General features: G+C 69.3%; 13 protein-coding genes. 6 read left to right on the top strand and 7 right to left on the bottom strand.

Going from position 1 to position 14308, the window contains the following annotated elements; genetic code table 11:
* Window positions 1-6 precede the first annotated feature (6 nt).
* The 3 genes from BOSE127_RS16775 to BOSE127_RS16765 are packed head-to-tail and all read left to right on the top strand — an operon-like array spanning window position 7 to window position 1732.
* Window positions 7-429: a DUF3099 domain-containing protein gene (locus tag BOSE127_RS16775; RefSeq protein ID WP_052481935.1), complete on the top strand. Its 423-nt coding sequence runs from the start codon at window positions 7-9 to the stop codon at window positions 427-429.
* Window positions 429-737, top strand: a complete 309-nt coding sequence (locus tag BOSE127_RS16770; protein ID WP_081612300.1) for a hypothetical protein — start codon at window positions 429-431, stop codon at window positions 735-737. Before BOSE127_RS16775 ends, BOSE127_RS16770 begins: the two co-directional genes overlap by 1 nt.
* A complete protein-coding gene (locus BOSE127_RS16765; RefSeq protein WP_159558059.1) occupies window positions 734-1732 on the top strand; it encodes an SURF1 family cytochrome oxidase biogenesis protein in 999 nt (332 codons plus the stop codon). Before BOSE127_RS16770 ends, BOSE127_RS16765 begins: the two co-directional genes overlap by 4 nt.
* A 589-nt stretch (window positions 1733-2321) precedes the next feature.
* Here the strand turns inward: BOSE127_RS16765 and BOSE127_RS16760 are convergent.
* Window positions 2322-3920 (bottom strand): ABC-F family ATP-binding cassette domain-containing protein, encoded by a 1599-nt coding sequence (locus BOSE127_RS16760; protein ID WP_031259783.1) that lies wholly within the window; start codon window positions 3918-3920, stop codon window positions 2322-2324.
* Between the two features lie 115 nt (window positions 3921-4035).
* Between BOSE127_RS16760 and BOSE127_RS16755 the strand changes: the two genes are divergently transcribed.
* Window positions 4036-4635, top strand: a complete 600-nt coding sequence (locus tag BOSE127_RS16755; protein ID WP_042540909.1) for a biotin transporter BioY — start codon at window positions 4036-4038, stop codon at window positions 4633-4635.
* A gap of 307 nt (window positions 4636-4942) precedes the next feature.
* Here the strand turns inward: BOSE127_RS16755 and BOSE127_RS16750 are convergent, their stop codons facing one another.
* The 5 genes from BOSE127_RS16750 to sufB are packed head-to-tail and all read right to left on the bottom strand — an operon-like array spanning window position 4943 to window position 9176.
* Window positions 4943-5272: a metal-sulfur cluster assembly factor gene (locus BOSE127_RS16750; protein WP_017887270.1), complete on the bottom strand. Its 330-nt coding sequence runs from the start codon at window positions 5270-5272 to the stop codon at window positions 4943-4945.
* On the bottom strand, window positions 5272-6048 hold the full coding sequence (gene sufC, locus BOSE127_RS16745; protein ID WP_017887269.1) for a Fe-S cluster assembly ATPase SufC: 777 nt from the start codon (window positions 6046-6048) through the stop codon (window positions 5272-5274). Before sufC ends, BOSE127_RS16750 begins: the two co-directional genes overlap by 1 nt.
* 57 nt (window positions 6049-6105) lie before the next feature.
* Window positions 6106-6432: a non-heme iron oxygenase ferredoxin subunit gene (locus BOSE127_RS16740; RefSeq protein WP_159558057.1), complete on the bottom strand. Its 327-nt coding sequence runs from the start codon at window positions 6430-6432 to the stop codon at window positions 6106-6108.
* A complete protein-coding gene (gene sufD / locus BOSE127_RS16735; RefSeq protein WP_159558055.1) occupies window positions 6432-7757 on the bottom strand; it encodes a Fe-S cluster assembly protein SufD in 1326 nt (441 codons plus the stop codon). Before sufD ends, BOSE127_RS16740 begins: the two co-directional genes overlap by 1 nt.
* The gene (gene sufB, locus BOSE127_RS16730; protein ID WP_017887266.1) at window positions 7758-9176 is read right to left on the bottom strand and encodes a Fe-S cluster assembly protein SufB; all 1419 of its coding nucleotides are present in this window, start codon (window positions 9174-9176) and stop codon (window positions 7758-7760) included.
* Window positions 9177-9427: 251 nt separating this feature from the next.
* On the opposite strand from sufB, the gene BOSE127_RS16725 reads away from it, so the two are divergent.
* Entirely contained in the window at window positions 9428-10402 is a 975-nt protein-coding gene (locus tag BOSE127_RS16725) for a COX15/CtaA family protein (protein WP_159558053.1), read from the top strand.
* A 450-nt stretch (window positions 10403-10852) separates the two neighbouring features.
* Here the strand turns inward: BOSE127_RS16725 and BOSE127_RS16720 are convergent, their stop codons facing one another.
* A complete protein-coding gene (locus BOSE127_RS16720) occupies window positions 10853-11779 on the bottom strand; it encodes a heme o synthase (protein ID WP_017887264.1) in 927 nt (308 codons plus the stop codon).
* A gap of 424 nt (window positions 11780-12203) precedes the next feature.
* On the opposite strand from BOSE127_RS16720, the gene tkt reads away from it, so the two are divergent.
* Window positions 12204-14297, top strand: a complete 2094-nt coding sequence (tkt, locus tag BOSE127_RS16715) for a transketolase (RefSeq protein WP_017887263.1) — start codon at window positions 12204-12206, stop codon at window positions 14295-14297.
* The last annotated feature ends 11 nt before the right edge of the window (window positions 14298-14308 follow it).

Here is a 14308-nt window from a genome sequence, read left to right as displayed (position 1 = left end):
ATCTGTATGAAGAGCACGCACACGAGCATCACCTCGCTGCCGGACACACCGGAGCAGGACCGGGCGCACCGCCTGTCCCGCTACGTCTGGCAGATGGCCATCCGAGTGGTCCTCTTCATCTCCGCCGTGCTCGTGTACTCGACCTGGCACTCGTGGCTCGCGGTCATCCCGATCGTCCTCGCCGCGGTGATCCCCTGGGTTGCCGTCGTCATCGCGAACGCCGGCAGCCGGACCGAGAGCGACATGATCTCCCCCGCCGGGTCCATCGAGCTGTACGACGCCGTCGACCCGCGCCTCCGCGAACAGCAGGAGGACGCACGGGCCCAGGCCTACCGCGACGAACAGGACCGCCTCCGCCAGCAGGCGCAGCACGCCCAGGACGAGTGGCAGCGCAACGGCGACCGATCGAAGATGTGGGGGCCCCGCTGATGGGTGCGACGTTCGACCTGCAGACCGAGCCCGGATCGACCCCGGTGTGCTCGCGAGCGGGTTGCACCTCGACGGCCGGCTGGCGCGTGAACTGGCGCAACCCCCGCATCCACGCGATCGACCGCGTGAAGATCTGGGCGGCGTGCGACGAGCACCGTGACTTCCTGGCCGATTACCTGCGGTCCCGCTCGTTCCCGGTGCGCGTCACCGGCATGCACGAGGACGTCGACCGCCTCGACGACGAGCGCGACCCGGTGGCAGCGCCGAAGAACGACGTCGGGGTGCGCGCCACCGGCACCTCGCGATGACCGACGGCTTCGACCCGCAGTCCCGGTACGGCCGCAAGCACGCCGCCAAGCTGCAGCGTGCCGCCGCTGGATCGAGCTCCGGCTTTGGCTCGGACTCGGGGTCGGGCTCGGACTCGGGTTCGATCAGCCGCTCCGACGAGCCCTTCGTCGGCTGGCGCTTCGTCCGGAGCCGCCGCTGGCTCGGCTACTTCGCGATCGCCGTCGCCTTCGCCATCGTCTGCACGCTGTTCGGCATGTGGCAGTGGGACCGCCGCAACGAAGCCGTCCGGCAGAACGAGCAGGTCGCGCAGAACTACGACCACACTCCCGTCCCCCTCGACCGGGCGCTGCCGAGGGCGTCGAGCTGGCAGGACGAGCAGGAGTGGCTCCGGGTCTCCGTCACCGGCCGGTACGACGTCGACTCCCAGCTGCTCGTCCGCAACCGCGTGCACAACGGGCAGCCCGGGTTCGAGGTCCTCACCCCGCTCGTCACGTCCGAGGGCCGCGCCTTCATCGTCGACCGCGGCTGGGTCCCGACCGGCAACGCGCAGGACGCCCCCGACCACGTTCCCGCTCCCCCGTCCGGCGAGGTCACCGCCGTCGTCCGGCTGCAGCAGAGCGAACCCCGCATCCCCGGCCGCTCCGACCCGAAGGACACCGACCAGGTGCAGTCGGTCACCCTGGCCGACGTGGCGAACAAGGTCGACGACCCGATCTGGACCGGTGCGTACGGGCAGCTCGCCTCGGAGTCCCCCGCCCCGACCGAGGCCCGCCCGCTCGGCTGGGATCGCCCGAACGCCGACACCGGGCTGCACCTGAGTTACTTCATCCAGTGGTTCCTGTTCGCCGCCGGGGGCTTCGGGTTCCTGGCGTACGTGATGGTGCAGGAGTACCGGAACCTCAACCAGGACGACCCCGAGGAGCGCGAGCGTGCCCTCGAGCGCGAACGCCGCAAGAACCTCAAGCCGAAGACCGACGCCGAGATCGAGGACGAGCTCATCGCGTCCCGTCGCTGACGCGCTGGCGTGTGTGCGCGTCAGCGCACCGTGCGCACCTCGCAACCCGTGCGCGGTTCCGCGCACCGTGCGCCACCACAAGCGCGCACCCACCACGCAACACGGCACCGGCCCGCGAACGCGGCACCGTGCGCACGGGAGGCGCGACGCACCACCGGCACCGCGCCTCCAGACCGCACCGTGCGCACCTCGCAACCCCGTGCGCGCTTCCGCGCACCGTGCAGCACCACAAGCGCGCACCCACCACGCAACACCGCACCGGACCGCGAACGCGGCACCGTGCGCACGGGAGGCGCGACGCACGACCGGCACCGCGCCTCCAGACCGCACCGTGCGCACCTCGCAACCCCGTGCGCGCTTCCCCGCACCGTGCAGCACCACAAGCGCGCACCCACCACGCAACACCGCACCGGCCCGCGAACGCGGCACCGTGCGGACGGGAGGCGCGACGCCCGACCGACCCCGAGGCCGGTGCGCAAGACGCCGTCGTCATCGCGACACGCCCCCACGTCGGCGAGGCGCCGCCGTCTCCGGCGGCGCCTCGACGGCTCAGCGGCGTCGTGTGGACACGACGGCGTCTCGCAAGCGGCTACGCGAGTTCGATGAGCTCCGCGTAGTCCTTGTTCCAGTGGTCCTCGGTGCCGTCCGGCAGCAGCAGCACGCGCTCGGGGTTGAGCGCCTCGACCGCGCCGGCGTCGTGGGACACCAGGACGACCGCGCCCTCGAAGCCGGCCAGGGCGTTGAGGATCTCCTCGCGTGACGCCGGGTCCAGGTTGTTCGTCGGTTCGTCGAGCAGCAGGACGTTCGCCCCCGAGACGACGATCATCGCGAGCGACAGACGCGTCTTCTCACCACCGGACAGGACGCCGGCCTTCTTGTAGCCGTCGTCGCCGGTGAACAGGAACGACCCGAGCACCCGACGGGCCTCGGTCTCGTTGAGGTCCGTCGACGCCGACACCATGTTCTCGATCACCGTGCGGTTGATGTCGATGTTCTCGTGTTCCTGCGCGTAGTAGCCGATGCGCAGACCGTGGCCTGGCTGGATCTCACCGGTGTCGGGCTGGTCGGCACCCGCGAGGATGCGCAGCAGCGTCGTCTTGCCCGCACCGTTGAAGCCGAGGATGACCACGCGGGAGCCGCGGTCGATCGCCAGGTCGACACCGGCGAAGATCTCCAGCGAGCCGTAGGACTTCGACAGCCCCTCGGCCATCAGCGGCGTACGACCGCACGGCGCCGGCGTGGGGAAACGGATCTTCGCGACGCGGTCGGCGACGCGCTCGTCCTCGAGGCCGGCGAGCAGCTTGTCGGCACGCGCGACCATCTGGTGCGCCGCGGCGGCCTTCGAGGCCTTCGCACCGAAGCGTGCGGCCTGGTCCTTGAGCGTGGCGGCCTTCTTCTCGGCGCCCGCGCGCTCCTTGCGACGGCGCTCCTCGTCGGCGACGCGCTGCCGCTGGTAGAGCTTCCAGCCCATGTTGTAGATGTCGATGGTCTGGCGGTTTGCGTCCAGGTAGAAGACGCGGTTCACGACCTCTTCGACGAGCTCGACATCGTGGGAGATGATGATGACGCCGCCGGGGTAGGTCTTCAGGTGCTCGCGGAGCCACACGACGGAGTCGGCGTCGAGGTGGTTGGTCGGCTCGTCGAGGATCATCGTCTCGGCGTCCGAGAACAGGATGCGGGCGAGCTCGATGCGCCGGCGCTGACCACCCGAGAGCGTCTTGAGCTGCTGGTCGAGGATGCGGTCCGGCAGCTTCAGGTTCGACGCGATCGAGGCGGCCTCGGCCTCGGCCGCGTAGCCACCGAGCGCGTTGAACTGGTCGTCGAGACGGCTGTAGCGCCGCATCGCCTTCTCGGCGACGGCCGCGTCGTCGCTCGCCATGTCGAGCGTGGCGAGGCGAATGCCCTCCACGAGCTCACCGAGCCCGCGGGCGTCGAGGATGCGCTTCCGCGCGGTCTCCTCCGGGTCGCCGGAGCGGGGGTCCTGCGGCAGGTAGCCGATCTCCCCGCCGCGGTCGATCGTGCCGCCGTTCGGCTGCGTCTCGCCCGCGAGGGCCTTGGTCATCGTCGTCTTCCCCGCGCCGTTGCGGCCGACGAGTCCGATCTTGTCGCCCTTCTCGACACGGAAGGACACTTCTTCCATGAGGAGACGAGCTCCGACGCGGATCTCGAGTTCGTGCACGGCAAGCACAGTGGACGTCCAATCAGTTGGTGGGTTTGCACAACGGTGTGTGCGTGAGGTGCACCGCTACGCTGACGGGACCGATGGTTCCGAACGGAACCAGCAGTCCATTCTAGGAGAATCCATGACGAACGCCACCGGGTTCGCTCCCCGCGCAGTCCTCGCCGACCGTCTGCGCACGCACGGGCTGGCCACCGACGCCGCCCTCGTCGCCGGCGGAGCCCTGTTCACCGCCGCGATGGCGCAGCTCGAGGTCCCGATGTGGCCGGTCCCGATCACCGGGCAGACGCTGGCCGTCGTGCTCGTCGGCGCGACGCTCGGCGCGCGTCGCGGCATGCTCTCGCTGCTCGTCTACGCCGTCGCCGGACTCGCGGGTGCCCCGTTCTTCGCCGACCTGCAGGGCGGCCTGCAGGCCCTGGCCCTGCCGAGCTTCGGGTACGTCATCGGCTTCATCCCGGCCGCCGGGCTCGTCGGCTGGCTCGCCCGCCGCAACTGGGACCGCAACGTCGGTCGTGCCGCGGTCGCGATGCTGCTCGCGAGCGCGATCCCGTTCGTGACCGGCCTGCCGTACCTCGCCGTGGCGCTCGGCCAGCTCGGCGCCCCGAACGACGTCCAGTCGGTGCTCGCCGCCGGCCTGTACCCGTTCATCATCGGTGGCGTCGCCAAGGCCCTCATCGCCGCCGGCATCCTGCCGCTCGCGTGGAAGGCCGTCGGCCGCCGCTGACCCCTCGCACGAGAACGGCCCCGCACCGATCGGTGTGGGGCCGTTCTGCGTCAGCGGCGGGTGGGCGGGCAGGCAGGCGGGCGCGGCGCCGGGCTGTCAGTGCGGTCACGACTCCCCACTGCCCGGATGCCGAGTGGTCACGTTCCGTCGCCTGGAGCGGGGTCAGCCGACAGAACGTGACCGCTCGGCGAACGTGAGCGGGCGGTTGCGACCACTCGGCGGCGCGCCCCGCGCGTGGCGTGCGCACAAACGGACGGGAGGCGCGGTGCCAGCTGGCACCGCGCCTCCCGTCCGTTGTGGGTCGCGCCTAGATCGCGAACCCGAGGGCGCGCATCATCTCGCGTCCGTCGTCGGTGATCCGTTCCGGACCCCACGGCGGCATCCAGACCCAGTTGATCCGGAAGGCGTCCACGATGCCGTCCAGGGCGTTCGCGGTGTCTCCCTCGATGACGTCGGTCAGGGGGCAGCCGGCGCTGGTGAGCGTCATGCTGATGACGAGGGCGTTGGCGTCGTCGTCCCAGGCGAGGTCGTAGATCAGGCCGAGGTCGACGATGTTCACGCCGAGCTCCGGGTCCTGGACCTCCTTCAGGCCCTCGACGACCTCGTCGAACTTGTCGGGAGCGAGCGCGGCGATCATCAGGCCTGCGCCTCGGCGGCCGCGACGGCCTGCACGTAGCGGTCGTAGCCCTCGTTCTCGAGGCGGTCGGCCAGCTCGGGGCCGCCCTGCTCCGCGATCTTGCCGGCGACGAACACGTGCACGAAGTCCGGCTTGATGTAGCGGAGGATGCGCGTGTAGTGCGTGATGAGCAGCACACCGAGGCCGGTCGCGGCCTTGGCACGGTTGACGCCCTCGGAGACGATCTTCAGCGCGTCGACATCGAGGCCGGAGTCGGTCTCGTCGAGGACGGCGAACTTCGGCTTGAGGAGCTCGAGCTGCATGATCTCGTGGCGCTTCTTCTCGCCACCGGAGAAGCCCTCGTTGACGTTGCGCTCGGCGAACGACGAGTCCATCTTCAGGTCGGCCATCGACTGACGGAGTTCCTTGATCCAGCCGCGCAGGGCCGGGGCCTCACCGTCGATCGCCGTCTTGGCGGTGCGGAGGAAGTTCGACACCGTGACGCCGGGGATCTCGACCGGGTACTGCATCGCCAGGAACATGCCGGCACGGGCACGCTCGTCGACACTCATCGCGAGGACGTCCTCGCCGTCGAGGGTGATCGTGCCACCGACGACGTTGTACCGGGGGTGGCCGGCGATCGTGTACGCCAGCGTGGACTTACCGGAGCCGTTCGGCCCCATGATCGCGTGGATCTCGCCCTCGTTGATGGTGAGGTCGACACCCTTCAGGATCTCCTTGGTGCCCTGGTCGGTGTCGATCGAGACCTTGAGGTCACGGATTTCCAGAGTGGACATTGCGTTCCTTCGGTTGCAGCTGTGGTGCGGCGTCAGCCGCGGGAAGTGTTGGGGTGCTCAGTCGACCGGGACGACGTCCTGGACGTCGACGTAGACGTCGCCGTCGCGGACCTCGACCCGGAAGACCGGGACGGGCTCGTAGGCCGGGAAGTTCTGCGGCTTGCCGGTGGTCAGCGAGAAGCGGGACCCGTGGGCCCAGCACTCCAGCGAGTCACCCTCGACGAAGCCCTCGGCCAGCGAGATGTCGCCGTGCGTGCAGGTGTCGCCGATGGCGTGGACCGTGCCGGACGAGTCCTTCACGATCGCGACCGCCGTGCCACCGACGACCACCCGCATCGGGCTGTCCACCGCGATGTCGGCTTCGGTGCAGACCTTCTCGGCCATCAGGCGTTGGCCTGCGGAGTGGCGGTCTGCGGTGCGGCGGTCTGCGGCGCGGCGGCCGGCTCGGCGCCGGACTCGGCCGGTGCCGCGATGACCGAACGGCCCTCGGCGAGTTCCTGCTCGACCGCGGCGATGAGGCGTTCCTCGAGCTCGGGCGCACCGATCTTCTGGATCACCTCGACCAGGAAGCCGAGCACGACGAGACGCCGCGCTTCTTCTTCCGGGACTCCGCGGGACTGCAGGTAGAACAGCTGCTCGTCGTCGAAGCGACCGGTGGCACTCGCGTGACCGGCACCCTCGATGTTGCCCGTCTCGATCTCGAGGTTCGGGATGCTGTCGGCACGGGTGCCGTCCGTCAGCACGAGGTTGCGGTTCTGCTCGTACGAGTCGGTCCCGTCACCGGCGCGACCGATCAGGACGTCACCGATCCAGACGGTGTGCGCGCCCTGGCCCTGCAGCGCACCCTTGTAGTTGACCCGACCGCGCGTGTTCGGCGCGTCGTGGTTCACGTAGACCTGCTGCTCGATGTACTGGCCGGCGTCGGCGAAGTACACGCCGTACATCTCGGTGTCGGCACCCTGCGCACCGAGGTGCGTCGAGGGGTTGACCCGGATGACGTCGCCGCCGAGCGAGACCACGACGTGCTTGAGGAAGGCATCGCGCCCGACCTCGGCGAAGTGCGTCGACACGTGCACCGCGTCGTCGTCCCAGTCCTGCAGGCTGACGACGGTCAGTCGTGCGTTCTGCTGCGCGACGATCTCGATGTTCTCGCTCAGCAGGGCGCTGCCGCGGTTGTCGAGCACGACGATGCCCTGCGCGTTCGGCTCGGCCGTGATGACCGTGTGCGCGGCGCGGGGCTGCGACCCGAAGTCGGAGCGGGTCACCGTGATGAACTCGTGCGCTTCGGTGGCCTTGATCGTGATCGCCAGGACCGCGTCACGGGCGCTCCAGGCCGCGGCCGCCGCGCGGTCTTCGGGCAGGCCGGCGGTGCCGACGCGGGGGTCGTCGCTGCGACCCCACTCGACGTCGGCGCCCTCGGACTGGCGGGCGAGGTACGGGTAGGCGGATCCGTCGAGCGGGCCGTCCAGCAGCGGCTGGAGCTTGGTCAGCGGCGCGAACTTCCAGTTGACCTCTCGGCCGGTGACCTTCGGGAACGCCTCGACGTCGCCGGACTGGAACCGCTCGGAGCGGGTCTGGACCGGCACCTTCTTGTCGGGGGCGTCCCAGCCGCCGTCGGAGTGGGCTCCGGCGCCGTGCTGGGTGCCGCCCTGCGCTGCGGCAGCGGGCTCGATCGGCTGGTCGATGTGGGGAGGGGTGGTGCTGGACATCTAGCCGACGGATCCTTCCATGCTCATCTCGATGAGCTTGTTGAGTTCGAGTGCGTACTCCATCGGGAGCTCGCGGGCGATCGGCTCGATGAAACCACGGACGATCATCGCCATCGCCTCGTCCTCGGCCATGCCGCGGGACATGAGGTAGAAGAGCTGCTCCTCGCTGACACGCGAGACCGTGGCCTCGTGCCCCAGCTGCACGTCGTCGACACGGATGTCGATCGCCGGGTACGTGTCGCTCCGGCTGATCGTGTCGACGAGCAGGGCGTCACAGCGCACGGTGTTGGCCGCGTGGTGCGCGCCCGGGTCGACCCGGACCTCGCCGCGGTACCCGGCACGACCGCCGCCACGGGCGATCGACTTGGAGACGATCGAGGACGTCGTGTACGGCGCCATGTGGATCATCTTCGCGCCGGCGTCCTGGTGCTGGCCGGGGCCCGCGAAGGCCACGGAGAGCGTCTCGCCCTTGGCGTGCTCCCCGGCGAGGTAGATCGACGGGTACTTCATCGTGACCTTGGAGCCGATGTTGCCGTCGATCCACTCCATCGTCGCGCCTTCGTGCGCGATCGCACGCTTCGTGACGAGGTTGTAGACGTTGTTCGACCAGTTCTGGATCGTCGTGTAGCGAACGCGGGCGTTCTTCTTCACGATGATCTCGACGACGGCCGAGTGCAGCGAGTCGGACTTGTAGATCGGGGCGGTGCAGCCCTCGATGTAGTGGACGTACGAGTCCTCGTCCGCGATGATCAGCGTCCGCTCGAACTGACCCATGTTCTCGGTGTTGATCCGGAAGTAGGCCTGCAGCGGGATCTCGACGTGGACGCCCTTGGGGACGTAGACGAACGAGCCACCGGACCAGACGGCCGTGTTCAGCGCGGCGAACTTGTTGTCGCCGGCCGGGATCACGGTGCCGAAGTACTCCTCGAACAGCTCCGGGTGCTCACGGAGCGCCGTGTCGGTGTCCATGAAGATGACGCCCTGCTGCTCCAGGTCCTCGCGGATCTGGTGGTACACGACCTCGGACTCGTACTGCGCGGCGACGCCGGCGACCAGGCGCTGGCGCTCGGCCTCGGGGATGCCGAGCTTCTCGTAGGTCGCACGGATGTCCTCGGGGAGGTCTTCCCACGACTGCGCCTGCTTCTCGGTGGAGCGCACGAAGTACTTGATGTTGTCGAAGTCGATGCCCGTCAGGTCGGCACCCCACGTCGGCATCGGCTTGCGGCCGAAGAGCGACAGCCCCTTGAGGCGGTTCTTCAGCATCCACTCGGGCTCGTCCTTGAGGTTCGAGATGTCGGTGACGACCTCTTCCGAGATCCCACGACGGGCGGAGGACCCTGCCGAGTCGGAGTCGGACCAGCCGAACTCGTATTGGCCGAGCCCTTCGAGCTCGGGACGGTCGATGAGCACGTCGGACATGGTCTCCTCGTTTCCTTCTCGCGGGACAGCGTTACAGGTGTCAACCCGTGGCGTCTGGACGCCATTCCACCGTGGACCGCTGACATGCGGACCCGGTGCTGCTCCCTCGCAACGACTATGGTTCCACGCAGTCCGTGGAGTGATCGGCGATCTCGGCCCATTCGGAGCCGGCGCCTGCCTAGACTTGACTGCTGCTGAACCCTCGAATCCTACAGGTTCACTGCACGGAGCAACAGGAAGGCACCACCCTCGTGACACGCGTCGGATCCCCCGTCGAGCAGGATCTCCGGACCGGACGGTGGTGGTCGCTCCCCCGTGCGGTCGACCGCCGCGTCGTCGCACTGGCCTGGGCGTCCTTCGTGGTCGAGGTCGTGCTGATCGGCACAGGCGGCCTGGTCCGCCTCACCGCGTCGGGCCTCGGATGCCCCACCTGGCCCAAGTGCACGGCGGATTCGCTGGTCTCCACGCCGGAGATGGGCGTCCACGGCATCATCGAGTTCGGCAACCGTCTGCTGACCTTCGTGCTCGTGATCGTGGCCGTCGCGATGTTCCTGGCGATCGTCCGGATGCTCCGCACGCGGCCGGAACTGTTCTGGCTGGCGTTCGCTCAGGGCGTCGCGATCCCGGTGCAGGCCGTGATCGGCGGCATGAGCGTGTGGACGAACCTGAACCCCTTCGTGGTCGGACTGCACTTCGTCGTCTCCGCCGCGCTCACCTCGGTGACCGCTGCCCTGGTCTACCGCACCGTGCACGGCCCCCGCACGGCCGAGCGGCTCGTCCCCGGCTGGTACACCGGCGTCGTCCGCGGCACCGTCGCCGCCGTCGTCGTGACCGTGCTCGTCGGCATCCTGACCACCGGCAGCGGCCCACACGCCGGCGCTGACGAAGCCGTCGACGGCGGACGCCTGCACCGCACCGGGTTCGACCCCGCGGTCATGGAGCACGTGCACGCCTGGCCGGCGTACGCCCTCTTCGCGCTCACCCTGGTGCTCGTCATCGGAGCCGTCCGCCTGGGCCGGCCGAGCAAGTGGCCGTTGCTGCTGCTCGTCGTCGAGTTCCTGCAGATCGCGGTCGGCCTCACGCAGGCACGCACCGGTCTGCCCGTCGGGCTCGTCGGCACGCACATGGTGCTCGCCGGGCTCCTCGTGGGCGCCGTCACCGCGGTGGTGCTGTCCACGCGGGCATCGGCCGGTCGCGACGCCGTCCGGGAACCCATCGACGCCTGACGCCCGGGCGCGTCGCGCGCTCGACACCCGTTCTCCGACACCCCACGAGTCGTTCGACTCGTGGGGTGTCGCGTTTGTGGTGGTCGGCCGGACGCGCCGTCGGACCGAGCCCGCACCACGTGCGGTCCCCAGCCAGTCGGGTCCGCGCCGCGGCAGACGCTCCCCGCGCCGGACGGGAGGCCCGTGGCGGGCCCGCACCGCGCCTCCAGGCCGCCGCGTGCCGAGCACAAGACGCCGGTGTCCTGCCGAGACGCCGCCGAGCGCGCGAGACGCCGCCGGATTCGGCGGCGTCTCGTCGGGGTGGCGGCGTCCTGCGGACACGACGGCGTCTTGCCAATACGACGGCGTCAACTGGACACGACGGCGTCCTGCGGACACGACGGCGTCAACCGGACACGACGGCGTCCTGCGGACCGAGCACGCGCCTGCGGCGGCGCCGGCGCGACCGCCCTAGAAAGTGAAGACCTGCGGCAGCAGCGGGTCGATGCCCACCGCGATGAAGAGCAGCGTCAGGTACGTGATCGAGCTGTGGAAGACCCGCATCGGATGCACGTGCTCGACGTGCTGGATCGCCCGCGAGTACAGGCGGTGCGACTCGACGACGAACCAGATGCCACCGGCCAGCGCGACCACCGTGTACAGCGGACCCATGTGCCCGACGGGGATGAGCAGGAGCGAGCAGACGAGCGTCGCCCAGGCGTACAGGACGACCTGCAGGCCGACGACGGTCCGACCACGGACGACGGCGAGCATCGGCACGTCGGCGGCGTCGTAGTCGTCCCGGTACTTCATCGACAGCGGCCAGTAGTGCGGCGGCGTCCAGAGGAAGATCACCATGAACAGGATGACGGGGGTCCACGTCAGCGACCCGGTGACACCCGCCCAGCCGATGAGCACGGGCATGCAGCCGGCCGAGCCACCCCAGACGATGTTCTGCGGCGTGCGGCGTTTGAGCCACAGCGTGTAGACGAACACGTAGATCAGGATCGCGATGACGCTGAGCGCCGCGGCGAGCCAGTTCACCAGGAAGCCGAGCACCGCTGTCGACAGGACGCCGAGGATCCACGAGAACACGAGGGCTTCACGGTCCGAGAGTTCGCCGGTGACCAGCGGCCGGGTGCTCGTCCGCTTCATGAGCCGGTCGATGTCGCGGTCGATGTAGCAGTTGAAGGCCGACGCCGAACCGGCCGACATCGCTCCGCCGAGCATCGTCCAGAAGACGAGCCACAGGTCGGGGACGCCGCGCTCGGCGAGGAACATCGTCGGGGCCGTGGTGACGAGCAGCAGCTCCATCACGCGCGGCTTCGTCAACGAGACGTACGCACGGACCTTGCGGGACAGCGGCGATCGGGGTCGATCGGTGTCGGGCCGGGTCACGGTGGCAGTCGGCAAGGGAACCTCAGTCTGTTCGCATCAGCTCGCACACTCGGTGGACGACTGCGGCGGCGTCCGGGCATGCGCTGACCCGGAATGTCCACGGGTCCCGATCAGTTTACGGGATGGAAGCGCCGCAACGGTGCCCCGCTCCGACATCCCGGCGTGATCCGGACGCGTTCGACACGCCCGGATCGACCGTCGTCGGCCACCCCGGTGTGAACATCGGGGGTCACCTGAACCCCTTCTGAGTACCCGGTCACTATGCTGGACACGCCCTCCCGCAGTGCGCGCCCCGATGACGTCGGCCGCGATGAGCCGGTCGGCCGCCGCTAGACGGCGACACGACTCGGCCCCGGGATGGCCACATGTCCGTGCGATGGCACGAGCCCTCGCACATGTCGCATCAAGAAGGGTCAACATCCAAGTGGCTGAATTCACCTGGGACGCCATCGACCGGAAGGCCGTCGACACGGCCCGCGTTCTCGCCGCCGACTCGGTCGAGGCCGCCGGCAACGGTCACCCCGGCACCGCGATGAGCCTTGCTCCGCTCGCCCACCTGCTCTTCCAGAAGGTGATGCGTCGCGACCCCAGCGACGCCACCTGGATCGGCCGCGACCGCTTCATCCTCTCCGCCGGTCACGCCTCGATCCTCCAGTACGTGCAGTTCTACCTGCACGGCTACGGGCTCGAGCTCGAGGACCTGCAGCACCTGCGCAAGTGGGGCTCGAAGACCCCGGGTCACCCGGAGTACGGCCACACCGACGGTGTCGAGATCACCACGGGCCCGCTCGGCCAGGGCCTCGCGTCCTCGGTCGGCTTCGCCTACGCCCAGCGCTTCGAGCGCGGCCTGTTCGACCCGGAGACCCCGGCCGGTCAGTCGCCGTTCGACCACTTCACCTACGTGATCGCCGGCGACGGTGACATGCAGGAGGGCGTGACCAACGAAGCGGGTTCGCTCGCCGGTCGCCAGCAGCTCGGCAACCTCATCGCGTTCTACGACTCGAACCAGATCTCGATCGAGGACAACACCGACATCGCGTTCTCCGAGAGCGTCCCCGAGCGCTACGAGGCGCTCGGCTGGCACGTCCAGATCGTCGACTGGAAGAAGAACGGCGAGTACTCCGAGGACGCCGAGGAGCTCCACGCCGCGATCGAGGCCGCCAAGCAGGTCACCGACAAGCCGTCGCTCATCGTCCTCAAGACGATCATCGGCTGGCCGTCGCCGACCAAGCAGAACTCGGGCAAGATCCACGGTTCAGCGCTCGGCGCCGACGAGATCAAGGGCCTCAAGGAGATCCTCGGTTTCGACACCGACAAGACCTTCGAGGTCGCTCCCGAGGTCCTCGAGTACACCCGCGGCGCCGTCGCCAAGGGCCAGGCCGAGCACGCCGAGTGGCAGAAGTCCTTCGACGCGTGGGCCGCAGCCAACGCCGACAAGAAGGCACTGTTCGACCGCGTCCAGTCGAAGGAGCTCCCGGAGGGCCTCGAAGCAGCGCTCCCGGTCTTCCCGGCGGACAAGGCCGTCTCGACCCGTGCCGCTTCCGGCAAGGTCATCAACGCCATCGCGCCGCTGATGCCCGAGTTCTGGGGCGGTTCGGCCGACCTCGCCGAGTCGAACCTCACCACGATCGAGGGTGCCAAGTCCTTCGGTCCGGCCGAGGCCTCGACCTCGACGTGGAGCACCGACCCGTACGGCCGCGTGCTGCACTTCGGCATCCGCGAGCACGCCATGGGCTCGATCCTCAACGGCATCGTCCTGCACGGGAACACCCGCCCCTTCGGCGGCACGTTCCTCATCTTCAGCGACTACATGCGTCCGGCGGTCCGTCTCGCCGCGCTCATGCAGGCGCCGGCGATCTACGTCTGGACCCACGACTCCGTCGCCCTCGGCGAGGACGGCCCGACGCACCAGCCGATCGAGCAGGTCTCGTCGCTGCGTGCGATCCCGGGTCTCGACGTCGTCCGTCCGGCCGACGCCAACGAGGTCGCGTACGCGTGGCTCGAGATGCTCAAGCACACCGACCGCCCGGCCGGCATCGCGCTGAGCCGTCAGAACCTGCCGGTGTTCGAGCGTGGCGAGGGCGACGCCTCGGGCGAGGTCTTCGCTTCGGCGAAGAACGTCGCCAAGGGTGCCTACGTCCTGGCCGAGGCGCCCAACGGCACCCCGGACGTCATCCTCATCGCGACCGGTTCCGAGGTCCAGATCGCGGTCGAGGCTCGCGAGCAGCTCAAGGCCGAGGGCATCAACGCCCGCGTCGTGAGCGCCCCGTCGATCGAGTGGTTCCGCGCCCAGTCCGAGAACTACCAGGACCAGGTGCTCCCGAAGGACGTCACCGCTCGCGTGTCGGTCGAGGCCGGCATCGCCATGAGCTGGCGCGACATCGTCGGCGACAAGGGCCGCAGCGTCTCGATCGAGCACTTCGGTGCCTCGGCCGACTACCAGACGCTCTTCAAGGAGTTCGGCTTCACGACGGAGCACGTCGTGGCCGCCGCGAAGGAATCGATCGCAGCTTCCTGACCTGCAAGGGC

It is taken from the genome of Curtobacterium sp. 8I-2, from assembly GCF_902506155.1.
GTDB classification, from domain to species: Bacteria; Actinomycetota; Actinomycetes; order Actinomycetales; family Microbacteriaceae; genus Curtobacterium; species Curtobacterium poinsettiae.
This window is presented reverse-complemented; position numbering and strand designations above follow the sequence as displayed.